The sequence below is a fragment of the Arsukibacterium sp. genome (assembly GCF_033722355.1).
Taxonomy (GTDB): Bacteria; Pseudomonadota; Gammaproteobacteria; order Enterobacterales; family Alteromonadaceae; genus Alishewanella.
Genome location: NZ_JAWVZF010000019.1, coordinates 1 through 22,763, shown reverse-complemented (window position 1 = coordinate 22,763; position 22,763 = coordinate 1). Strand labels below are relative to the sequence as shown.

23 protein-coding genes are annotated in these 22,763 nt (G+C 49.7%); 14 read left to right on the top strand and 9 right to left on the bottom strand.

Translation table 11 applies throughout. The annotated features are described in order from the left end of the window. Positions 1-166 precede the first annotated feature (166 nt). The 3 genes from R3177_RS03895 to R3177_RS03885 all read right to left on the bottom strand — a co-directional run bounded on the left by R3177_RS03895 (position 167) and on the right by R3177_RS03885 (position 3,389). Positions 167-1,021 carry a universal stress protein gene (locus tag R3177_RS03895; protein WP_318969726.1) on the bottom strand — a complete coding sequence of 285 codons (855 nt, stop codon included), beginning with the start codon at positions 1,019-1,021 and terminating at the stop codon, positions 167-169. Positions 1,022-1,132: 111 nt separating this feature from the next. Continuing rightward, positions 1,133-2,617: a SulP family inorganic anion transporter gene (locus R3177_RS03890; protein WP_318969725.1), complete on the bottom strand. Its 1,485-nt coding sequence runs from the start codon at positions 2,615-2,617 to the stop codon at positions 1,133-1,135. Positions 2,618-2,909: 292 nt separating this feature from the next. Next, entirely contained in the window at positions 2,910-3,389 is a 480-nt protein-coding gene (locus R3177_RS03885; RefSeq protein WP_318969724.1) for a zinc ribbon-containing protein, read from the bottom strand. Positions 3,390-3,521: 132 nt separating this feature from the next. Here R3177_RS03885 and leuS point away from each other — a divergent pair, with 132 nt between their 5' ends. The 14 genes from leuS to R3177_RS03815 all read left to right on the top strand — a co-directional run bounded on the left by leuS (position 3,522) and on the right by R3177_RS03815 (position 16,728). Continuing rightward, positions 3,522-6,107, top strand: coding sequence for a leucine--tRNA ligase (leuS, locus tag R3177_RS03880; RefSeq protein ID WP_318969723.1), 2,586 nt, complete (start codon positions 3,522-3,524; stop codon positions 6,105-6,107). A gap of 34 nt (positions 6,108-6,141) precedes the next feature. Then, positions 6,142-6,582, top strand: a complete 441-nt coding sequence (lptE, locus tag R3177_RS03875; RefSeq protein WP_318969722.1) for an LPS assembly lipoprotein LptE — start codon at positions 6,142-6,144, stop codon at positions 6,580-6,582. Continuing rightward, complete coding sequence (gene holA / locus R3177_RS03870; RefSeq protein ID WP_318969721.1) at positions 6,582-7,634, top strand: DNA polymerase III subunit delta; 1,053 nt, start codon at positions 6,582-6,584, stop codon at positions 7,632-7,634. Before lptE ends, holA begins: the two co-directional genes overlap by 1 nt. Next, on the top strand, positions 7,618-8,277 hold the full coding sequence (gene nadD, locus R3177_RS03865) for a nicotinate-nucleotide adenylyltransferase (protein ID WP_318969720.1): 660 nt from the start codon (positions 7,618-7,620) through the stop codon (positions 8,275-8,277). The genes holA and nadD overlap by 17 nt, the downstream gene beginning before the upstream one ends. A gap of 54 nt (positions 8,278-8,331) precedes the next feature. Then, the gene (gene rsfS, locus R3177_RS03860; RefSeq protein WP_318969719.1) at positions 8,332-8,652 is read left to right on the top strand and encodes a ribosome silencing factor; all 321 of its coding nucleotides are present in this window, start codon (positions 8,332-8,334) and stop codon (positions 8,650-8,652) included. Positions 8,653-8,658: 6 nt separating this feature from the next. After that, positions 8,659-9,129, top strand: a complete 471-nt coding sequence (rlmH, locus tag R3177_RS03855; RefSeq protein ID WP_318969718.1) for a 23S rRNA (pseudouridine(1915)-N(3))-methyltransferase RlmH — start codon at positions 8,659-8,661, stop codon at positions 9,127-9,129. A gap of 2 nt (positions 9,130-9,131) precedes the next feature. Continuing rightward, the gene (gene mrdA, locus R3177_RS03850; protein WP_318969717.1) at positions 9,132-11,000 is read left to right on the top strand and encodes a penicillin-binding protein 2; all 1,869 of its coding nucleotides are present in this window, start codon (positions 9,132-9,134) and stop codon (positions 10,998-11,000) included. Continuing rightward, entirely contained in the window at positions 10,993-12,114 is a 1,122-nt protein-coding gene (gene rodA / locus R3177_RS03845; protein ID WP_318969716.1) for a rod shape-determining protein RodA, read from the top strand. Before mrdA ends, rodA begins: the two co-directional genes overlap by 8 nt. Before the next feature lie 40 nt (positions 12,115-12,154). Continuing rightward, on the top strand, positions 12,155-12,922 hold the full coding sequence (locus R3177_RS03840) for a septal ring lytic transglycosylase RlpA family protein (RefSeq protein ID WP_318969715.1): 768 nt from the start codon (positions 12,155-12,157) through the stop codon (positions 12,920-12,922). Positions 12,923-12,976: 54 nt separating this feature from the next. Beyond that, positions 12,977-14,140 carry a serine hydrolase gene (locus R3177_RS03835; protein ID WP_318969714.1) on the top strand — a complete coding sequence of 388 codons (1,164 nt, stop codon included), beginning with the start codon at positions 12,977-12,979 and terminating at the stop codon, positions 14,138-14,140. 130 nt (positions 14,141-14,270) lie between these two features. Next, a complete protein-coding gene (gene ybeD, locus R3177_RS03830; RefSeq protein ID WP_318969713.1) occupies positions 14,271-14,552 on the top strand; it encodes a DUF493 family protein YbeD in 282 nt (93 codons plus the stop codon). 134 nt (positions 14,553-14,686) lie between these two features. Next, positions 14,687-15,271, top strand: a complete 585-nt coding sequence (gene lipB, locus R3177_RS03825) for a lipoyl(octanoyl) transferase LipB (RefSeq protein WP_413229061.1) — start codon at positions 14,687-14,689, stop codon at positions 15,269-15,271. Position 15,272: 1 nt separating this feature from the next. Then, on the top strand, positions 15,273-16,238 hold the full coding sequence (lipA, locus tag R3177_RS03820; RefSeq protein WP_318969711.1) for a lipoyl synthase: 966 nt from the start codon (positions 15,273-15,275) through the stop codon (positions 16,236-16,238). Positions 16,239-16,362: 124 nt separating this feature from the next. Then, positions 16,363-16,728 carry a PilZ domain-containing protein gene (locus R3177_RS03815; protein WP_318969710.1) on the top strand — a complete coding sequence of 122 codons (366 nt, stop codon included), beginning with the start codon at positions 16,363-16,365 and terminating at the stop codon, positions 16,726-16,728. Positions 16,729-16,743: 15 nt separating this feature from the next. Here R3177_RS03815 and R3177_RS03810 read toward each other — a convergent pair whose 3' ends face one another. The 6 genes from R3177_RS03810 to R3177_RS03785 all read right to left on the bottom strand — a co-directional run. Beyond that, the gene (locus R3177_RS03810; protein WP_318969709.1) at positions 16,744-17,829 is read right to left on the bottom strand and encodes a hypothetical protein; all 1,086 of its coding nucleotides are present in this window, start codon (positions 17,827-17,829) and stop codon (positions 16,744-16,746) included. A 103-nt stretch (positions 17,830-17,932) separates the two neighbouring features. After that, positions 17,933-18,829 (bottom strand): lipoprotein NlpI, encoded by an 897-nt coding sequence (gene nlpI / locus R3177_RS03805; RefSeq protein WP_318969708.1) that lies wholly within the window; start codon positions 18,827-18,829, stop codon positions 17,933-17,935. A 1-nt stretch (position 18,830) separates the two neighbouring features. Continuing rightward, the gene (pnp, locus tag R3177_RS03800) at positions 18,831-20,960 is read right to left on the bottom strand and encodes a polyribonucleotide nucleotidyltransferase (protein ID WP_318969707.1); all 2,130 of its coding nucleotides are present in this window, start codon (positions 20,958-20,960) and stop codon (positions 18,831-18,833) included. Between the two features lie 210 nt (positions 20,961-21,170). Continuing rightward, on the bottom strand, positions 21,171-21,440 hold the full coding sequence (gene rpsO / locus R3177_RS03795; RefSeq protein ID WP_318969734.1) for a 30S ribosomal protein S15: 270 nt from the start codon (positions 21,438-21,440) through the stop codon (positions 21,171-21,173). A gap of 129 nt (positions 21,441-21,569) precedes the next feature. Beyond that, entirely contained in the window at positions 21,570-22,493 is a 924-nt protein-coding gene (gene truB, locus R3177_RS03790) for a tRNA pseudouridine(55) synthase TruB (RefSeq protein WP_318969706.1), read from the bottom strand. Beyond that, positions 22,493-22,763: ribosome-binding factor A (locus tag R3177_RS03785; protein ID WP_318969705.1), on the bottom strand; the 271-nt coding region annotated here is incomplete at its 5' end. The genes R3177_RS03785 and truB, both read right to left, overlap by 1 nt.

Here is a 22,763-nt window from a genome sequence, read left to right as displayed (position 1 = left end):
AGCCACAGCAGCCACTGTCTCACGCTTTTATCCTCAGTTACACAACGAAATTAGTCCGGCGCTTACCGGACATTATTATAAATATGTTCTGATTTTGTTCTATTAGCACAAGGTCTATAGTACTTGTAATACTGTTAAAAAAACCCGGCAAAATGCCGGGTCCGGATTAGCGTAGTATCAGCAGGGAGCACTTAGCTTTACTAATCATAGCAGTCGTAGTACTGCCAACAATAAACTGACGGATCCGGGAATGGCCGTAAGCCCCCATCACCATCAGGTCAATATGATGCTCCTGCTGATACTGATTCAGAACCTCTTCTGGCTCACCACCGACAATGGCAACTTTGGTTTCAAAACCGGTGTTGCGCAAAATGAGCGCCGCGGTTTCCATTTGCTGCTGAGCCGCTTCAATGTTAGCACCGGCCATTACCAGATGTACCGGTAACCCTTTTCCCAGCGGGCTCGCCGCCAGCATCTCCAGACCTTTTAATGCGGTGGCACTGCCGTCATACGCCAGCATAATTCGCTGCGGCTCTTTATAACTTTGCTGGGTTAACAAGATAGGCTTATGTAAGCTGCGGATCACCCGCTCCACATGCAGCCCCAGATGACCATGCGCATCGGCACTGCTAAAGCCCCGTTTGCCCAGCACCAGTAAACGGGTTTCCTCTTCCAGCTCCACCAGGGTTTCAACCAGGGTACCATGGCGCAGCCGCTCATCAACCGTGTCCACGCCGGCTTGCTCGGCCCTGCTTTTCGCTGCATCCAGCATCAGCCTGCCCCGCTCCAACGCCAGCTTACCGTGCTTTTCATCCAGTTCAGCTAACTGCTGCAGCAGCACTTCCTGTGAACCCAGGCCGATACTGCCACTTAAATCAGGTGTATGAGTATGTTGGGCCTTATCCAGCACATGAATAACCGCCATCGGCACAGTTAACCGTTTAGCAGCCCATACCGCATAATCACAAACCGCTTCGGCATAAGGGGAGGCGTCGATACACGCCATTACTTTTTTAGTCATTGTTAACTCTCCTGTTGCCAGACTCAATAAAGCCAGGGCAGGCCTGACACTTTATTTTCAGCAGCGAATTCGCTGTGATGTCCGGCCAATATCCTGTCAGGTGCGCCCAAGTTAATGTCCCATTAACTTTGCGACGGCCTCCGGCTGATTATGTACAGCAAACTTATCCACCAGAGTGGCACTGGCTTCATTTAAACCAATCAGCTCCACCTCAGTACCTTCCCGGCGAAACTTAAGAACGACCTTATCGAGTGAACTGACGGCAGTAATATCCCAGAAATGGGCCCGGTTTAAATCAATGCTGACTTTTTCTACCGCTTCTTTAAAGTCAAAGCCAGCGATAAATTGCTCAGCTGACGTAAAAAAGACCTGCCCCACCACCTGATAATCCCGCCGGTGGCCATCGGCGGCCAGTTTTGAGCCGATATACAAAATCTGGCCGACTTTATTGGCAAAAAACAGCGCACTTAACAACACACCCACTAATACGCCATAGGCCAGGTTGTGGGTAGCAACGACGACGATAACGGTCATCACCATAACTACCGACGAACTTTTCGGGTTTTTGCGCAAATCTTTAACTGATGACCAGCTAAAGGTACCAATAGACACCATAATCATAATGGCCACGAGGGCGGCCATCGGGATCAACCCCACCCACTTGTCTAAGAACACCACCATAATCAGTAACAGAATGCCGGCTAACAGCGTTGACAACCGGGTGCGGCCACCGGATTTTACATTGATAATAGACTGACCAATCATGGCACAGCCTGCCATACCACCAATAACGCCAGAACCTAGATTAGCGACCCCCTGACCGATACACTCGCGGTTTTTATCGCTGCTGGTATCGGTTAAATCATCAACGATAGTCGCGGTCATCAATGACTCAAGAATCCCCACTACGGCCAGTGCCAGTGAATAGGGGAAAATGATTTTTAGGGTTTCAAGCGTCAGTGGCACATCTGGCCACAGGAATATTGGCAGACTGTCAGGTAATTCACCAATATCGGCTACGGTGCGGATATCCAGCCCGAAATAAAGCGACAGCGCGGTAAGCACGATAATACACACTAATGGCGAGGGCACCGCTTTGGTGACATAAGGAAACAGATAAATAATAGCCAGACCCAGTGCTGTCATGCCATATACTGTGGTGGTACCGTAAGTGCCACTTAGCTCGGGCAACTGTGCCATAAAAATCAGAATCGCCAGGGCATTAACAAAACCGGTAACTACTGAGCGCGAAACGAAACGCATTAAATCGCCCAATTTAAAGATCCCAAAGACAATCTGAATAACACCACACAACAGCGTCGCTGCCAGCAAGTATTCCAGACCGTGGTTTTTCACCAGGGTAATCATCAAAAGTGCCATCGCACCAGTCGCTGCGGAGATCATTGCCGGTCGGGCACCAACAAAAGCAATAATTAAACAAATAGCAAAAGAGGCATACAGGCCGACTTTAGGATCGACACCAGCGATAATAGAGAATGCAATAGCTTCGGGGATCAGGGCAAGCGCGACCACAATAGCGGCCAGAACATCTCCTCGTAAATTGGAGAACCAGTTCTGTTTGAGGGTATTAATCATTTACATGTCCAACAGGTTATTTTTCGACATTCAGCACAGGTGCTTAACATAAACTGCGTTTAAAGTTACTTACCCTGGCTGTATTCTGAACTTTATTTGCAATTTATCAGCGGCTATCGGAGCTACACCGGCTTTCCCTCGTTGGTCAACAAATGTACGCTGCAAAAAAATAGGCGGGCATTATAGGAGGATTAACGCGACAAAACCAGTAAAAACAGCGTTAAACTGGCTTGCAGCGTGATAAGACACTAAAAAAAACACCCGGTTAGGGCAATCAGGCGAAGCGGAAAAATCAGACTGGCAAACCTTCCCGGTAAAACTGCACACCGCCACAGTGACTACACGGCAGTAATTCAGCCGGATGGGTATAGTCAATATGCTGATAGCAGTTACTGCAGCGGTAACGGCCCATGCCTACCCGCTCACCCTGAAAATAGATGCCCTGATGTTTAAAATCCTGAGTCAGTTCCTGCCATTCAATCTGAGTTTTATCGGTAATACCACTAAGCTGCTGCCATAAAGCTTCTGGCCACAATGAAGGTGCCTGCTGTTTTGAATCGTCATCAGATTGCTGCTGTTCATGCCACTGCCGTTTTAAGGTCTCGACAAACAACCGGGTTTCTTCTGCGCTAAGCTCCTTGCCCGCTCTGATGTATTGTTTAAAGGTATCAATAAACTTTATTAACTGGTTGTCGTAGTTATCAGGGTTTTGCTGCATATTCCGGTTAAATTCCGCTAACCAGCGCTGGTATTTTTTCTGAAAATCACTCATGGCGTCTCCTTGGTTGTTTTTCCAGTATAGACAACGCGCTTGCTTATTGTTGTCAAAACCTTGCTGCGGTATGCTATAGCCACTTTTTCCGGCCATGCCGGCCCTGCCAGAACTTTATCGTGGATGATGTAAATGCAACAACAATATGACCCGCAGCAAATTGAAACCGCTTTGCAACAACAATGGGAAGCAACAGAAGCCTTTAAGGTGACCGAAGATCCCAGCAAAGAAAAGTTCTACTGCCTGTCGATGTTCCCTTATCCCAGCGGACGCTTGCATATGGGTCATGTTCGTAATTATACCATTGGTGACGTCGTCAGCCGTTTTCAACGGATGCAGGGTAAAAATGTCATGCAGCCTATGGGGTGGGATGCCTTTGGTTTGCCGGCAGAAAATGCCGCCATTAACCATAAAACCGCGCCGGCTAAATGGACTTATGCCAATATTGATTACATGAAGAATCAGCTGAAGCGGCTGGGTTTTGGTTATGACTGGAGCCGTGAAGTTGCAACCTGTAAACCAGACTACTACCGCTGGGAGCAGTGGTTCTTCACCAGGCTTTACGAAAAGGGCCTGGTATACAAAAAAATGGCAACCGTTAACTGGGATCCGGTCGATCAGTGCGTTCTGGCTAATGAACAGGTTATTGATGGCCGCGGCTGGCGCTCAGGTGCGGTTGTTGAGCAGCGTGAGCTGGCGCAGTGGTTTATTAAAATTACTGATTATGCAGAAGAATTGCTGGCCGACCTAGAGCAGTTAACTGAATGGCCGGAACAGGTGCGCACCATGCAGAAAAACTGGATTGGGCGCTCTGAAGGCGTCAATATCCGGTTTGATATTGCCGGCCAGGATACGGAAGTGGAAGTCTACACCACCCGACCGGATACGCTGTATGGTGTCACCTACCTGGCGGTGGCTGCTCAGCATCCGCTGGCACGCGAGGCTGCAGCAAAAAATCCGCAGCTGGCTGCCTTTATTGAAGATTGCAAGGGCGGAAAGCTGGCCGAAGCAGAGCTGGCGACCATGGAAAAGAAAGGCTGCGCCACCGGCATTTTTGCTGTTCATCCGCTAACCGGTGAGCAACTACCGGTTTGGGTAGCGAATTTTGTGCTGATGGATTACGGCTCAGGTGCCGTTATGGCCGTGCCGGGCCATGACCAGCGCGATTATGAGTTTGCCAGTAAATATGGTTTAACTATTAAGCAGGTTGTTGCCGCCAGCAGTGGTGAAACCGCTGATTTAAGCCTGGCTGCTTACACCGAAAAAGGTACCTTAATTAACTCGGCAGAATTCGATGGTCTGGCCTTTAATGACGCCTTTAGTGCTATCGCAGCCAAACTGGCCAGTCTGGGTAAAGGCGAAGTTAAAGTAAATTACCGCTTACGTGACTGGGGCGTGTCGCGCCAGCGATATTGGGGCGCGCCTATTCCAATGCTGAATCTGGCCGATGGCTCTGTTGTACCGGTGCCCGCAGACCAGTTGCCGGTGCGGTTACCGGAAGATGTTGTAATGGACGGTGTTATCTCGCCGATTAAAGCCGATCCGCAATGGGCAAAAACAGAATACAACGGTGCACCGGCTTTCCATGAGACCGATACCTTCGATACCTTTATGGAATCGAGCTGGTACTATGCCCGCTATTGCAGCCCGGACTATGACAAAGCGATGCTGGACCCGGCCAAAGCCAATTACTGGTTGCCGGTCGATCAGTATATTGGTGGTATTGAGCATGCTATTTTACATTTACTGTATGCCCGTTTCTTTCATAAATTATTGCGTGATGTTGGCCTGGTACAGTGTGATGAGCCCTTTAAACGACTGTTGTGTCAGGGCATGGTATTGGCTGAGACCTTTTATCGTGAGACCGACAACGGTGGTAAACAATGGTTATCGCCACAGGATGTTACGGTAGAGCGTGACGAAAAAGGCCGGATTACCCGAGCCTTGTTGCAAACTGATGGCTTGCCGGTACAGTCAGCCGGTATGAGCAAAATGTCCAAGTCGAAAAACAACGGTATCGACCCGCAGCAGGTGATTAACCAGTATGGCGCCGATACGGTGCGCTTATTTATGATGTTTACTGCGCCGCCGGAACAAACTCTGGAATGGTCAGATTCTGCCGTTGAAGGCGCGCATCGTTTTATCAAGCGGGTATTTACGCTGGTACAGGACGTGATAGCAGCAGGTGTGCCAGAGACATTAAAGATTAATGCCTTAACTAACGAACAGAAAGCGTTGCGCCGCGAGTTGCACAAAACTATCTTCAAAGTCAGTGATGATATTGGCCGGCGGTATACGTTTAACACCGCTATTGCCGCTATTATGGAGCTGACAAACAAATTGCAGCGGGCCAGCCTGGAAAGCGGCCAGGATAAAGCGGTGATGCATGAAGCTGTATTGGCGTTATTGCAGCTGTTAAATCCGATCACACCGCATGTGGCGCAATTTTTGTGGCAGCAAATGGGCCAGCGTCAGGGAATTGAACAAACACCCTGGCCGGTAGTTGATGAGCAAGCCATGGTCGAAGATGAAAAACTGGTCGTGGTCCAAATCAACGGTAAAGTACGGGCAAAGGTGACCGTCAGCGCCGATGCTGACGAGCAACAGGTGCTGGAAAGCGCCAAACAGGATGATAACGTCCAGCGCTATCTGGATGGTGTTACTTTACGTAAAGTGATTTACGTACCGGGCAAGCTACTGAACCTGGTGGTTGGCTGATATGCTGAGGCTAGTGATCGCAGCAGTATTAACTTTGACATTAAGCAGTTGTGGTTTTCATTTGCGGGGTAACCTGCCACTTAGCCAGTTCAAGGCGGTGTATGTGCAAAGTGACGCCCATTCTGAACTGGCAGAGCTGCTTAATGAGCGGCTGCAACAAAACAGTGTCCGTCTGCTTGACAGTATGCAGGCGGATGCGCCGACGATCCAGCTGGTTAATGATACGCTGGAGCGCCGGACATTATCGCTATTCCCAAGTGGCCAGGTTGCAGAATATGAACTGATTTACAAAGTCAGCTATTACCTGATTATGCCCGGGGCTGAACCCGCTTTTAACCAGTTTGAACTTTATCGGGATTATCAGGATGATCCGAATCAGGCCTTAGCCAAAGCCCGCGAACTCGATCTCCTGCTTGAGGAGTTACGACAGCAGGCAGCGAATCGGATTATCCGGCAACTGGCCCGGTTAAACTAATGCAAAAACTGTATGCTAACCAACTGGCTGCCCAGCTGCAGCAAGGTCTGGCAGCATGTTACCTGATTTTCGGCGAAGAGCCATTACAAAAGCTTGAGGCAACTGATGCCATCCGCCAGGCTGCGAGGAGCCAGGGCTATACCGAGCGGCTCAGTTTTACCCTGGATAACCAATTTGACTGGAGCCAGCTGCATAATGAGCTGGGAGCGATGTCGTTGTTTGCTGACAAACGACTGATAGAACTGGAATTAAGCCAGAAGCTGCCACCGACAGCCAGCGATCAGCTGAAACAGTTAGCTCAGACACTTTCACCTGATATTGTACTGGTGTTGCACGGCGAGCGCAGTTTTGCTGAAGTGAGTAAACTGGCTTGGTTTAAACAGCTGCAACCGCATGCGGTGCAGGTTGCGATTTACCCGCTGGATGACCGGCAAACCAGACAGTGGCTGCAGCAACGGGCCCGCCAGCTTAATCTGCAACTGTCTGCAGATGCCATTAGCCTGCTGCAGCATCATAGCGCCGGCAACTTGCTGGCGGCTCGCCAGGAACTGGAAAAACTGGTGCTAACCCACCCCGGCCAGCTGATTGACAGCGATGTCCTGGCCGATTTTTTAGCCGATCATTCCAGCTTCACCGTATTTCAGCTTGGCGATGCTATACTGGCCGGCGAAGGCCAGCAGGCTATGCACCGGTTGCATCGTCTGTTACAGCAGGATTTAGAACCGGCGATTATTATCTGGCAATTGCAAAGAGATTTGCAGCAATTGCAGCAACTGCACCATAACCAGCAACAGGGTATGGCACTTAGCCAGGCTTATAAACAACTGGCCATCTGGCCCAAGCGTCAACCTTTATATCAGCTGGCGCTACAACGTTTGTCATCCGGTTATCTGAATTATTTACTACAGGAGTTAGCGGCATTTGACCGGCTGTACAAAGCGGGTAAATTGACTGACGTTACCACTGCACTGGGTCATCTGGTCTGTTTATTTATCCAACCGGTACCACGCACCTACAGTTTACAGCAATACAATGATGACGCATTCAACTAGCAACGGCCCGCTGATTGGCATTTTAGGCGGCACCTTTGACCCTGTTCATCAGGGGCACCTGGCCTGTGGTCGTTATGTTCTTGAACATTGCCGGCTGGATCAGCTGCAACTGATGCCCTGTCATCTGCCGCCACACCGGGCGACCCCGGGGGTCAGTGCGAGACATAGGGCCGCTATGGTTGAACTGGCCATAGCAGACGAACCTGACATGCAGTTACAACCACTGGAATTAAACCGGACCAGTCCTTCTTACACTGCCGACAGCCTGGCGCTGTTAAAACAGCAGATGCCGACCAGCACCCTGGCCTTTACTATCGGCATGGACTCTCTTTGTTATTTTAAGCAGTGGCATAACTGGCAAAAGATCCTGCAACTAAGCCACCTTATTGTCTGCCAACGGCCCGGTTACAGCCGCCAGCAGGGCGATGCACCAGCGCTGCTGGCAGAATTTGGTGCGCCGGCTTCACAGTTATATCACACTGATCACGGCAGCATTGTTGAGCTTAGCAATCCTGAATTTGCCATCAGCGCAACGGCTATCCGGGCGGCACTTGCCAGCAATCAGCAAAATATCAGTGCAATTGCCCCGCAGGTACTGAACTATATCCGGCAACATCGACTCTATCAGAGCCAGGCGCTATAACAGCGGCAAAACTGTGTTAAAATAGCCGCTTTTAGTCAGCATTGAGGAAAATAGGTGCAAACGAACGAACTGGTTGCCTTTGTCACAGACAAAATTGACGATATGAAAGGCCGGGATATTGTCACATTAGATGTCCGGGGTAAGTCGAGCGTAACAGAATTTATGGTGATCTGCTCGGGTACGTCTACCCGCCATGCCAAGTCTGTCGCTAATTATCTGGCGGCCGAGTGTAAAAAAGCTGGCATTCAACCACTGGGAATTGAGGGCGAAAGCAGCGGCGAGTGGGTACTGCTTGATCTGGACTCGGTGGTGGTTCATGTCATGCTGGAAGAAACCCGGAATTTTTATCAGTTAGAAAAACTCTGGAGTGCCTGATCCGGTATGAAGCTGAGTCTGATCGCTGTAGGTACCAGGATGCCTGACTGGGTGCAAACCGGCTTTAACGAGTATGCCAGACGCTTTGGCCGCGACATGCCGCTGGAGCTGATAGAAATACCGGCCGGGAAACGCGGCAAGAACGCCGATATCAAACGGATCCTTGAGCTTGAAGGCGAAAAAATGCTGGCGGCGGTAAGCAAAGGGAGCCGGATTGTTACGCTGGAAGTGACCGGTGACAACTGGAGCAGCCCGCAGCTGGCTCAGCGGCTTGAACAGTGGCAACTCGATGGTCGTGATGTTGCCTTGCTGGTCGGCGGGCCGGAGGGGCTGGCACCGGCATGTATTGCTGCCAGTGAAGCAAAATGGTCTTTGTCTGCACTGACCCTGCCCCATCCGATGGTGCGGGTTGTGCTGGCAGAAGCGTTATACCGGGCCTGGAGTATCAGTACTAATCATCCTTATCACCGCGAGTAGTTATGCTGAAGAAACGCGTTGCTATGCAGGACATTGCCGCTGAAACCCGCCTGTTTAACAGCAGAGCGGTAATTGCCATGCTGATTGTCTGTGGCTTGTTCAGCGTCATTCTGTTAAACATGTATAACCTGCAGGTCCGCTCATATCAGGACTATCAGATCCGTTCTGAAGGCAACCGGATAAAGGTATTGCCGCTGGCCCCAAACCGGGGTTTGATTAGTGACCGCAATGGCATTTTGCTGGCGGAAAACCGGCCGGTCTTTTCACTGGAACTGGTACCGGAACAAATCGATGATATCGACACCACCCTGCGCCGTCTGGCCGAACTCATTGAAATCACTGACGAGCAGCAGCAGGAGTTTCTGCAACAAGTCCGGCAGCAGAGACGCTTTAACTCCATCGCCTTAAAAGAGCGGCTGGATGAGCGGGAAGTGGCTATTATCTCGGTAAATCTGCACCGTTTCCCCGGGGTAACAGTAGAAGCAAGGCTAAGCCGGCACTACCCCTTCGGTGACTTATTTACCCATGCTCTGGGTTACATTGGCAAAATTAATACTAATGATTTGAGCCGCCTGGAAGAAGAAGGCCGGCTGGCAAACTATGCCGCCAGCCGCGAAATTGGTAAGCTCGGGCTCGAGCGCTACTATGAAGAACAACTGCACGGTACCATGGGTTTTCAGGAGGTGGAGGTAAATAACCGCGGCAGAGTTATCCGTGTCTTACGGTCCGTACCCGCCCGTTCTGGCAAGAATATCCGGCTAAGCCTGGATGTCGGTCTGCAGCTGACTGCTCAGCAAACGCTTGCTGAAAACCGCGGCGCTATTGTAGCCATGGACCCGCGTGACGGCGCCGTATTGGCTTTTTATTCTAATCCCAGTTACGACCCTAACTTGTTTGTACATGGCATCAGCAGCAGCAATTATAATGCTTTGTTACATTCGCCTGACCGGCCATTGATAAACCGGGTTACTCAGGGTATTTATCCCCCTGCTTCAACCATCAAACCCCATCTGGCGTTACTGGGACTGGAAACAAACACGGTTCAGCCGGATACCAGAATCTGGGATCCCGGTTACTTTACCCTTCCTAACAGTGACCACCGCTTTCGCGACTGGAAACGCGGTGGTCACGGCTGGGTCGACGTATACAGCGCAGTAACCCAAAGCTGTGATATTTATTTCTACGATCTGGGTATTAAACTGGGAATTGACCGCATTTCCGATTACATGCATCAGTTTGGTTTTGGTGAGCGTACCGGCATTGATATTCATGAAGAAGCCAGCGCTAATATGCCTTCCCGCGGCTGGAAACGGGCTCGCTTCAATCAACCCTGGTATCCAGGTGATACGGTGCCGCTGAGTATTGGTCAGAGTTTCTGGACCGCCACCCCGTTGCAGCTGGCAGTATCTACCGCCGTTATTATTAATAAAGGGTTGATGCCAACACCTCATATGGCCGCGGAGTTCAGTTCAGCTGACAGTATTGAACAAGTCGAGCCAGGCCTCAGGCCCAGTGTGACGGTAATAGACGAGCGAAACTGGGATATTATCGCCGATACCATGGTACGGACGGTAGCAACGGTAAAAGGCACCGCTTATAATGCGTTTAAAAATACCGATTACAGCTCTGCCGGTAAAACCGGTACTGCTCAGGTGGTTGCTATTGCCCAGGATGCAAAATACGATGCGGCCGCAATTGACGAACGCCATCGCGATAATGCGATGTATATCGGCTACGCTCCTGCTGAAACCCCAACAGTCGTATTTGCGGTAACCGTAGAAAATACCGGTGGTGGTGGCAGTGTCGGTGCGCCGGTAGGCCGGCAGCTGCTGGACTATTATTTTTCTGCCGGAGTGAACGTTAATGAGTAGCAGCATGGTTGATCCGGCGCAGCGCAGCGGCAGATTTGCTGCTTTTCACATTGATTTGCCCTTATTGCTGGGGCTGCTGACATTATTAAGCTTTGGTCTGGTAATTTTATACAGTGCGACTGGCCAGAGTGAAGCCATGATGAAAGCTCAAATCATTCGCCTGGGCATCGCCCTGGCGGTTATGGTCGGCATTGCCCAGCTTAACCCGCAAACATTCCGCCGCTGGGCGCTGGCTTTATTCAGTATTGGCTTACTGATGCTGGTAGCAGTGCTGTTATTTGGTCATGTCGGCAAGGGCGCTCAGCGATGGCTGGATTTGGGCTTTATGAAATTTCAACCATCGGAAATTATGAAATTAGCTGTACCGATGGCGGTTGCCTGGTTTATTGCCTCGCATAATCTGCCGCCCCGCCTGGGACACTTGTTTGTCGGTTTTGTCATGTGTGCTATTCCTACCGTGCTGATTGCCAAACAGCCCGATTTGGGTACATCACTACTGATTGCGATGTCAGGGGTGTTTGTGTTGTTTATGTCTGGTATGAGCTGGCGATTGATAAGCGCCATTGCTGTAATGGTATCGGCTTTTGCGCCGGTTATGTGGTTTTTTCTGATGCACGATTATCAGCGGCAACGGGTACTGACTTTTTTAAATCCGGAAACTGATCCGCTGGGTTCTGGTTATCATATTATTCAGTCTAAAATTGCTATTGGTTCCGGCGGTGTTGACGGCAAAGGCTGGTTACAGGGCACACAGTCACAGCTCGAATTTTTGCCGGAGCGGCATACCGACTTTATTTTCTCAGTATTAAGTGAGGAATTTGGTCTTATCGGCGTCATTTTTCTGTTAGCCATCTATTTGTTTATTATTGGCCGTGGTTTAATTATTGCCAGTAAGGCTCAGGATAACTTCAGTAAACTGGTTGCGGCCAGCTTTACCCTGACCTTTTTTGTTTATGTATTTGTCAATATCGGCATGGTTTCCGGATTATTGCCCGTTGTTGGCGTGCCTTTACCCTTAGTCAGTTATGGCGGCACCTCTATGGTGACGCTGATGGCGGCTTTCGGGGTGTTAATGTCGGTAAGCACTCATAAGCGGATGTTAGCAAATGTTTAGACATTGCTGTTTGACGATAGTCGTAACGGTTTTAGCAATTTTGGCTGGTTGCAGTAGTTCCCCTTCACAACCGGTATCACCCAACGAAGGCCGCTATCAGCAGCAGCAAGACAGCAAGCCGGCAAGGTTACCCACCCTGCTGGAGATGACTGATCCCGCGCCAAAAGCCGAGCCACTGAGTCGGGGCGGCAATCGTCCCTATCAGGTTTTTGGCCAGCATTACACGCCCTTAGCTGATCTCACTGTCTTTAATGAAACGGGTATTGCCTCCTGGTATGGCAGCAAATTTCATGGCCACCTGACCTCTAATGGTGAAACCTATAATATGTTTGCGATGACCGCGGCCCATAAAACTCTGCCACTACCCTCTTATGTGAAAGTCACTAATCTGGATAATGGACAAAGTGCGATTGTCCGGGTAAATGATCGCGGACCTTTTCACCGTGACCGGATCATTGATTTATCCTACTCTGCCGCCAGTAAAATAGGGATGTTGCAGCGGGGTACAGCCAGAGTTCAGTTAGAGCTTATAAAATCTCCCGCCATGCTGGCTCAGGATTTAGTTAATACCAGACAACAGTGTTATATTCAGATTTTTGCCAGTACAGATAATGATAAACTGAATCAGTTAAGTGCTGAAGTGGTACAAAAACTGGCCATGCCGACCCAAATCCAGGCTACTGACGGAATTTTCCGGCTACTGGTGGGTCCGAGTACAGATAAGCGGCAAGCCCGGAACTGGCTGGCTAAGTTAAAAGCAGACAAGTACCCGGGCGCTTATTTTTTTGATAGCACTGTATGCAGTTAAGAATACGCCAGCAAATTTTACTTTCGCAATTTTAATACAAGAAGAACGGGCCTTATGAATAGTTACAGACGCATCGTTAGCTCCGGCATTATTGCCATCAGCAGTATTTGTTTTACTTATGCCTCCCAGGCTCAGGTAGTCATTCCCCAACCCCCGGCTGTGGCGGCGAAAGGCCATATTTTAATTGATTATGATACCGGCAAAGTGCTGTCTGAAGAAAATGCAGACGTCTCATTAGCGCCGGCCAGTCTGACAAAGATGATGACCAGTTATGTTATTGGTACTGAGCTGAAAAATGGAAATATTAGCCTGGATGATAAAGTGACTATCAGTGAAAAAGCCTGGGCTAAAAACTTTCCCGGCTCGTCACTGATGTTTATCGAAGTGGGTTCTCAGGTATCGGTCGCTGATTTAAATAAAGGAATTATCATTCAGTCAGGTAATGATGCCTGCGTGGCGATGGCTGAACATATCGCCGGCAGTGAAAGCGCCTTTGTTGACTTAATGAATGCTCATGCACAGCGGCTTGGTATGAATAATACCCGCTTTGGTAACAGCCACGGCTTACCGGCAGCGGAGCAATATACCACGCCAAGGGATATGGCCAAGCTATCAGTGGCTATGATCAGAGATGTCCCTGAAGAGTATGCCATCTATGCCGAAAAAGAGTTCACTTACAATAATATCCGCCAGTACAATCGCAATTCATTACTCTGGGATCGTAGTCTGGAAGTTGACGGTATTAAAACCGGCCATACCAGCGAGGCCGGATATAGTTTGATCACCTCTGCCACCCGCGATGGGATGCGCTTAGTTTCGGTAGTGATGGGCGCAGAGAACGAGCGCTCGCGCGCCAATGAAAACAAAAAACTGTTAAGTTATGGCTTCAGGTTCTTTGAAACTTTTTCGCCGTATCAAAGTGGTGAACAATTTGCCGAACAGCGGGTTTGGCAAGGTGATCAGGAGCAGGTTAAGCTGGGTCTTTTACAAAGTACGCCTATCACGATAGCCCGGGGCCAGCGTCGTAATCTTAAAGCCGATGTAAGCTTGAATCAGGAACTGATTGCCCCAATTGACAAAGGGCAGGTGGTCGGCACCATTTATTTAAAACTGGAGGGCGAGGATATTGCTGAATATCCGTTGGTTGCCCTGGAAGATGTTGGTCGTGGTGGCTTCTTTAGCCGGATGATTGATTACGTAAAAATGCAGTTTAATTAACCCCCTTGCTGCCAATCCGACAAGTCCCGGCACCTGCCGGGATTTTTTGTTACAATGCTGGCCGGTAAAGGTGGCAGATGGCAAATTGCATTGCTAACAGCAAGGTAAAAGTGATAATGAGAGTAAGCGTATGGCAAATGAAGTAAAAGACACCAAATTTGATCAGTATCTGGAGTTTCCGTGTCAGTTTAACTTTAAAGTACTGGGCCTGGCCGAACCTGAACTGGTAGATGATGTGATGAGCGTCATTTGTCGCCATACTGACGCCACAGACTACAGTCCCAGCGTGAAGCCAAGCGCCAAAGGTAATTATCACTCTGTCTCGGTCAAGGTTACGGTCACCAGCAAAGAGCACATCGAATTACTGTATACAGAGCTTGGCAGAATCGAACGGGTTCGTTACGTACTTTAGTGTTCTGAACTCGCATTAACAGCACAAATCGCTATAATGCAGCCAGTTTTTCAGCGGAGAAAGCCGTGACGGTAAGCCAGCAACTTGTTATCCGTGATCTGGGTAACCAGGACTATACTCAGGTATGGCATGCTATGCAGCGTTTTACCGATGAACGTGATGAACAGACACCTGACGAATTATGGATGCTGGAGCATCCGGCGGTATTTACCCAGGGGCAGGCAGGCAAAGCAGAACACCTGTTGTTTCCCGGTGATATACCGGTAGTCAAGGTAGACCGTGGCGGTCAGGTTACCTACCATGGCCCTGGCCAGTTAGTAGTGTATGTGCTTCTGAATATCAAACGCCGTGAGCTGGGTGTACGGCAACTGGTCAGCCTGTTAGAACAGGTACTGATCGAACTGCTGGCTAAATATGGCACTGTCGCGCACGCCCGGCCCGATGCACCCGGGGTATATGTCGACGGCAAAAAAGTGGCTTCGCTGGGTCTGAGAGTACGTAAAGGCTGTACCTTCCACGGCCTGGCCCTTAATGTCGATATGGATCTCAGCCCTTTTCACCGGATTAATCCTTGCGGTTACGCCGGTATGCAAATGATCCAGACCAAAGATTACGGTGGCCCGCTGACTGTAAGCCAGGCAAAAGCCAGTATCAGCGAAATCTTTCAGCGGCAACTGGCCGTATCAGAACTGAGTTTTAAAACAGGGTTAGAGTGGTAAAATGACTAAAACAGCGCGTATGGAACCAGGTGTTAAGCTACGTGACGCTGAGAAAATGGCGTTAATTCCGGTAAAGGTGTTACCAACTGAACCTGATGAAATGCTGCGAAAACCGTCATGGTTAAAGATTAAATTACCTAAAACTACAGAGCGGATTGACCAGATAAAAGGTGCAATGCGCAAGCATGGCTTGCATTCCGTATGTGAAGAAGCCGCCTGCCCAAATCTGCCGGAGTGTTTTAATCACGGCACGGCTACCTTTATGATCCTCGGTGCTATCTGCACCCGGCGCTGCCCGTTTTGTGACGTTGCCCATGGCCGGCCGTTGCCACCCAGTGCTGAAGAGCCTGAAAAGCTGGCATTAACAATACGGGATATGAAATTAAAATATGTGGTTATCACCTCAGTTGACCGCGATGACTTACGTGACGGCGGGGCCCAGCACTTTGCCGATTGTATTACCGCTATCCGTAAATACAGTCCGGAGATTAAAATTGAAGTACTGGTACCGGATTTCCGGGGCCGGATGGATGTCGCATTGGAAATATTAAGCAAAAGTCCGCCAGATGTGTTTAACCATAATCTGGAAACGGCGCCTCGCCTTTACAAACTGGCCCGGCCCGGTGCGGACTATAAATGGTCACTGACGTTGCTAAAACGCTTTAAACAGGCGCACCCCGGGGTATCGACCAAATCCGGACTGATGGTTGGTCTGGGCGAAACCACTGAAGAGCTGCTGCAGGTGCTGCAGGATCTGCGTGAACATGATGTGGATATGCTGACCGTTGGTCAGTATCTGCAACCGAGCAAGCATCACTTGCCGGTCAAGCGCTATATGCCACCGGCCGAGTTTGATGAGATCAAACAGTTTGCCAATAACATCGGTTTTAAGCACGCCGCCTGTGGCCCTTTTGTCCGCTCCAGCTATCATGCTGATCGTCAGGCGGCAGGTGAAGAAGTGAGCTGAGACATCAGTTGCACCACATACCAAGGCTGCATGTGTGCAGCCTTTTTTAGCAGCAACCTTTAGCCTTATCGTGCTATTGATTGGCAAAACAGCTACACTTTGTGCATTTAACCGTGGGGGACCTATGGAGCAACGACGTTTTAGCCGGGTCAGCTTTCAGAGCGCAGCTCATCTTGAAACAACAACCCAGAGTTACCCTGCCGAGGTGCTTGATCTGTCATTGAAAGGCGCCTTGATCAGTATACCGCAGGGGTGGCAACCTGATGTAACAGAGCCTTTGCTATTACGGATACACCTGACAGGTTATCCAATCGATGTCAGAATGCAGGTGAGCGTAACGCACCAGCATGACGATGTAATAGGTTTACATTGCGATAAGATCGATCTGGAAAGCGCCGGCCATCTGAAGCGACTCATTGAGCTCAACTTAGGCGATAGTCAGTTACTCAGCCGCGAACTCTCTGAACTGTCCGCCAACGACCAAAGCTGAACTAACCTGTCGGTATCATAGATGCTGCAGCGCTGTTACCGCGTCATGATAACCCTGACCTGCGGCAAGCTGCATCAGGGTATGCCATTGTTGCCAGGCTTCTTGCTGACGCGCTAAATAAGCAAAATAATATTGCACCGGCATAATAGTTTCAGGGCTGGCTAACGCCCGTAGCATCAGTTGTTGGTATAATTCCGGCATGGCGGTCTGATAAAGCTCCATTGGATTTACTGACGCAACCACCCGATAGGCCTGCTTTCCTGCTGCCTGACAAGTCGCGACCGTGTCAAGTTTCACAGCGTTGTCTGTTGCCGCTGGCAGCCATTGCCGGCGCCAGGCAGCAACAGTAGCCGGGGCGTTATCAAATAATAAATTGGTTGCATAAGTTCCTGGCTGGCAAATTTTTACCGCTGCCTGTTTGCTTAACGGGTATTCATCGATAAAACCGAGCACATGCATAAACTCATGCTGCAGCAATTGCAGACTGGCAGTATCAGGCAGCTGGATGATGCCGTTGTTATAACTGGCGAGCCCCTGCCCGGCGATAATTAGCAACTGGCTGAACTGTCCGGCCAGCACCTGGCTGGTTAACGAACCATAGTTACAGTTTATCCGGTGGGCGGCCTGCTCGGTGCAATTAAGCTCAGTGGCATTTACTCTGATTAAATCATTAAAACACACAGGCAACTGATGCAATATCGCATCGTCAGCCCAGGCTGACTTTAAAAGCTGCCAACGTTCAACACCTGCCTGCTGGCTTGCCACAGGCTGAATAGTCAGGCTGCAGCCGCTAACCGCCTGATAACGGCTGTTGGCGACGACTGAAGGCGCTGATTGCCATAAACCCAGTGTTGCCCGTTGTCTTGCGCTGATAAGCGCTGGATTAAGTTGTCCGTTCTCTAATCTTTGTTTAAGCCAGCTGGCGGTGGCTAGCCGTCCCTCCAACCGTTGCTGCAACTGCAGGGCATGGTTTAAGCCATCACTATCGCCAAGCGTCGCCGCCTGACGAAACCAGCGCAAGGCGTCGGGCAGCTCATTACGGCCCAGACGCTGACGGGCCAGTTGCATAGCAGCCCCTGACTCGGTAACGGCCTGCTGCATTAGTTGCTGCTGGCTGTCCCTCTGACTGTGTGGTATACAGCCGAACAGCAATAATGCAAAAAAGCCAGCAAGCTGGCTTTTTACGGGCAGTTGGCAGCAAAACCTAATGAAAGCCATCAGTTTCACCTGCCAGCGCTTCGCCTCTTAGTCTGGCTAGTTCCAGCCGGGCGTAGCGGTGTTCAACAAACTCATACACATTGGTTGCCAGCGCTTTTTTATAGTACTCAAGCGCCTGTTCAGGCCGCTGTTGTGCTTCATGCCATTTTGCCAGATAAAAGTACACTTCACATAGTCGCTCTGCCAGCAACCGCGGACTACTTAATTCATCAAGCACTGAATTAAGCAACTCCTGCTCAGAGATAACCCCATGGTAAAACCGGGGCAAATTAGTGGCCCAGTCATCCGGCGCCAACACGGCAAGATTAGCGGCTAAGCGTTGGCTGGCATCAGTTTCAGACAACTCCGACTCGGCCAGATACAACCAGACCACCCGGTACGGATCGGCTGGCCGCAGTGCCAGAAAACGCACAAAATCCGGCACGGCTAAATCAGCACGGCCCGCATAATACAAGGCAATGCCGCGGTTCAGGTATGCATATTCGTGCTCAGGCGCCAGCTCCAGCGCCGAATCAAAGGCTTCATATGCCTGGTCAAAATCGCCGCTGAGGGTATAGTGTATTCCGACAAAATTATAGGCGTCTGCCATATCGGGTTTTAAGCGCAATGCCCGCATAAAATCCAAACGGGCTAAAGAACGTAAACCTGCGCTGTCATACATGACACCGCGGTCATAATATAAACGTGCCGACTGCTCTTCGGTCAACTCAGCACGTTGCAGAATCTCTGTTAAGCGGGCAATAGCCAGCTCAGTACGATAAGGCACCGCCAGCGGCTCTGGCGTCAGCCAGGCCGCAGACGATGACGGTTGCGTCGCAGCACAACCGTTTAAGGCTAACAGCGCCAGGAGCAGCGCTGCAATACCCTTTCTAACACCAACCATATCAGGCATCTTGCTCAGCATTAGCTGCAGCTTCGGCAGGTTTGGTATTTGCTTCTTTGATACTTAACCGTACCCGGCCCTGCTTATCCACTTCCAGTACCTTAACGGCGACTTTCTGGCCGAGCTGCAAGTGGTCAGCCACGTTACTGACCCGCTCATCGGAAATTTGTGAAATATGCACCAAACCGTCTTTACCTGGCAGTACATTCACGAAAGCACCAAAGTCAACGATCCGTACCACTTCGCCCTGATAGACTGCACCCACTTCAATATCAGCGGTAATAGCGTTAATTTTATCAATCGCAATCTGAGCTGCTTTGGCCGTGGTTGCAGCAATTTTAATGCTGCCATCATCTTCCAGTTCGATGGTCGTACCAGATTCTTCGGTGATCTGACGAATAACAGCGCCACCTTTACCAATAACTTCACGGATTTTTTCCGGGTTAATTTTCATGGTGTAGATGCGCGGGGCATATTCAGACATTTCTTCCCGGTGACCACTGATAGCCTGGTCCATTACATTAAGAATATGCAAACGGGCTGCTTTAGCCTGCTTTAACGCAGTTTGCATAATTTCTTTGGTAATACCATCGATCTTAATATCCATCTGCAGTGCAGTAATACCTTCAGTCGTACCGGCAACTTTAAAGTCCATATCACCTAAGTGATCTTCATCACCCAGAATATCTGACAATACTACAAAGTCATCACCCTCTTTCACCAGGCCCATAGCAATACCCGCTACCGAGGCTTTAATCGGCACGCCGGCATCCATCAGTGCTAATGACGAACCACAAACAGACGCCATCGAGCTGGAGCCATTAGACTCAGTGATCTCTGACACGATCCGGACCGTGTACGGGAATTCTTCAAAATCCGGCATTACTGCTAACACGCCACGTTTGGCTAAACGGCCATGACCGATTTCACGGCGTTTTGGCGAACCTACCATGCCGGTTTCCCCCACACAGTAGGGAGGGAAGTTATAATGCAGCATAAAGGTATCAGTTTTCTGACTTAATAAGTCATCGATATTCTGTGCATCACGGGCGGTACCCAAGGTACAGGTAACCAGGGCTTGAGTCTCACCGCGGGTAAACAGCGACGAACCATGGGTCCGGGGTAATACGCCGGTCATAACACTTAAACCACGGATCATTTCCGGGTCGCGACCATCGATTCTTGGCTCACCTTTGGTGATCCGGCTGCGTACGACTTTACTCTCCAGATCGTGGAAAATATTGCCGAATTCATTTTTATCCAGCTCTTCGTCTTCAGCCAGCTCTTCAGTTAACTTAGCCTGCACTGCTGATTTAATTTCAGCAATTCGCTCATAACGTTTCGCTTTCTCGGTAATTTGATAAGCCTGTCCCAGCTCAGCAGTAGCCAGCTCGGCCACTTTGGCAATAAGCGGCAGGTTTTTCGCCGGTGGCTGCCAGTTCCAGGCTGGTTTAGCACCTTCTGCTGCTAATTCATTGATAGCATTAATAGCAGTTTGCATTTGCTCATGGCCATACATAACGGCACCGAGCATTACGTCTTCAGATAAAATGTTAGCTTCAGACTCAACCATCAATACTGCATTATGAGTACCGGCAACCACTAAATCCAGCTTCGAGCTTTTCAGCTCTTCTTCTGATGGGTTCAGCACATACTGATTATTGATATAACCTACCCGTGCCGCCCCGATAGGGCCGGCAAAAGGAATACCTGATAACGCCAGCGCTGCCGAAGTACCGATTAAAGCAACAATGTCAGGCTGAATTTCCGGCTGTACTGACACTACTGTGGCGATAACCTGAACTTCATTGTTAAAGCCTTCAGGGAATAGCGGACGGATAGGACGGTCAATTAAACGGCTGGTCAGGGTTTCACCCTCACTTGGCCGGCCTTCACGTTTAAAAAAGCCACCCGGGATCCGGCCAGCTGCATACATTTTTTCCTGATAGTTTACCGTTAATGGAAAGAAGTCCTGACCAGGCTTTGCTTCTTTCTTACCAACAACCGTTACTAAAACGGAAGTATCTCCCAGGCTGGCCAGCACTGCGGCATCTGCCTGGCGGGCTATCACGCCGGTTTCTAACGTTAAGGTGTGTTGGCCAAACTGAAATGATTTTACGATGGGAGTCACGTGTGTATTTCCTTTATCTTAATCGCCGAATTGCGATGTTTTTCTCTGTGTTTTCTGCCTGCACAGTATACTCTGTAACCTGTTACAAAAGATAGTTCACTAAAAAATGTTCAGCAAAATTAGTCTGACAGTAGCAGTCAGTTTGTAACCTTTGAAAAAACCAAAAAAAAGAGGCTGTTAAGCCTCTTTTTTTGAATTACCGCATTGCGATTAACGACGTAAACCTAAACGGCCAATCAGCGTATTGTAACGGCTCTGATCTTTGCCTTTTAAATAATCTAACAGCTTACGACGCTGGCTTACCATCCGTAACAAACCACGACGAGAGTGGAAGTCGTGCTTGTGTTCCGCAAAGTGGCCTTGCAGGTGAGTAATTGATGCAGTTAACAGAGCTACCTGAACTTCTGGTGAACCGGTATCGCCTTCTTTAACAGCATAGTCAGCAACAATTTTTGCTTTATCAGCAGCGCTTAATGACATTTTTAACTCCAATGTGAGTGAACTGAAATAAGGGAATCGCCGATCACTCATCCAGCAGACCCCATAAAACCGGCGGTATAATAGCACTTTGCTATCTTTTTACAAGGCGTTTATCTTTGGCGCCCAAGGTTAAATGGCACTGGTATTCAGTAGCCGGCGCGAGCTCAGAATGCCTTGCTGTACCCGGCCTATACCAATAAACACCTGCCCCGGGCCGAGCAATTTGACTGCATCAGTATCAGCGACTGTCAAATTACAGTTCTGGCCGTGTTGCAGTTTCTGTTGCTGCTCACTGGTCAGCTGCAATGCCGGCATATCAGCAATACCCGCATCTGCTGGCAATAATAAGTTGTCAAGCAGCTTAAAATCGGCATTATTGTGGCATTGCGCCGCCAGTGCTTCTAATTGCGCCGGTGCAATCATTTGCGCCGCAGTAAAAGGACCAACCTGAGTGCGGTGTAACTTGCTGACATGTGCCCCACAGCCAAGCTGTTCACCCAGATCATCGATCAGAGTACGAATATAGGTGCCTTTGGAGCAATGAACGATAAAATCGGCTTCATTACCATCACGACGTAACATTTCAAAACAAAAAATAGTGATTGGCCGGGCTTCACGCTCAACAGTAATGCCCTGCCGGGCATACTTGTATAACGGCTGCCCCTGATACTTCAGTGCCGAGAACATGGTCGGTATCTGTAAAATATCCCCCCGAAACGACTGTAAGGCCTGTTCTAACTCCGGCTCAGTAAAACTGACCGGCCGCTCACTAATCACCTCGCCTTCAGCATCACTGGTCGTGGTGCGAACACCGAAGCGAGCGGTAACGAGGTAAGTTTTGTCGGTATCCAGTAAAAACTGACTGAACTTGGTCGCCTCACCAAAACAAATCGGCAATAAACCGGAGGCCATCGGATCCAACGCCCCGGTATGACCTGCCTTCTGAGCCTGATACAGCCAGCGCACCCGCTGCAAAATGCCATTGCTACTGACTTCCAGTGGCTTATCAAGTAACAGAATGCCATTAACCGCTCTGGCATTTTTACGCGCCATTACTTATCAGCCCCTTGACTGTCATCCGCGGCTAAACCGTTATCATCGTCCGGTGCTAAACCGGCATCCTGGCGCTTTCGCTCATCCTCGCGGCGAACCGACGCTACTAAGCTGGCCATTCTGATACCCTCATTCAACGATTGGTCAAATGCAAAACGGATATGTGGCACGATCCGGGTCTGAATACGTTTACCAATCAAACTGCGGACATAGCCGGCAGCATCATTGAGAATTTTAAGATTGTCTTCCACCTTGCTGTCGTCCATACCT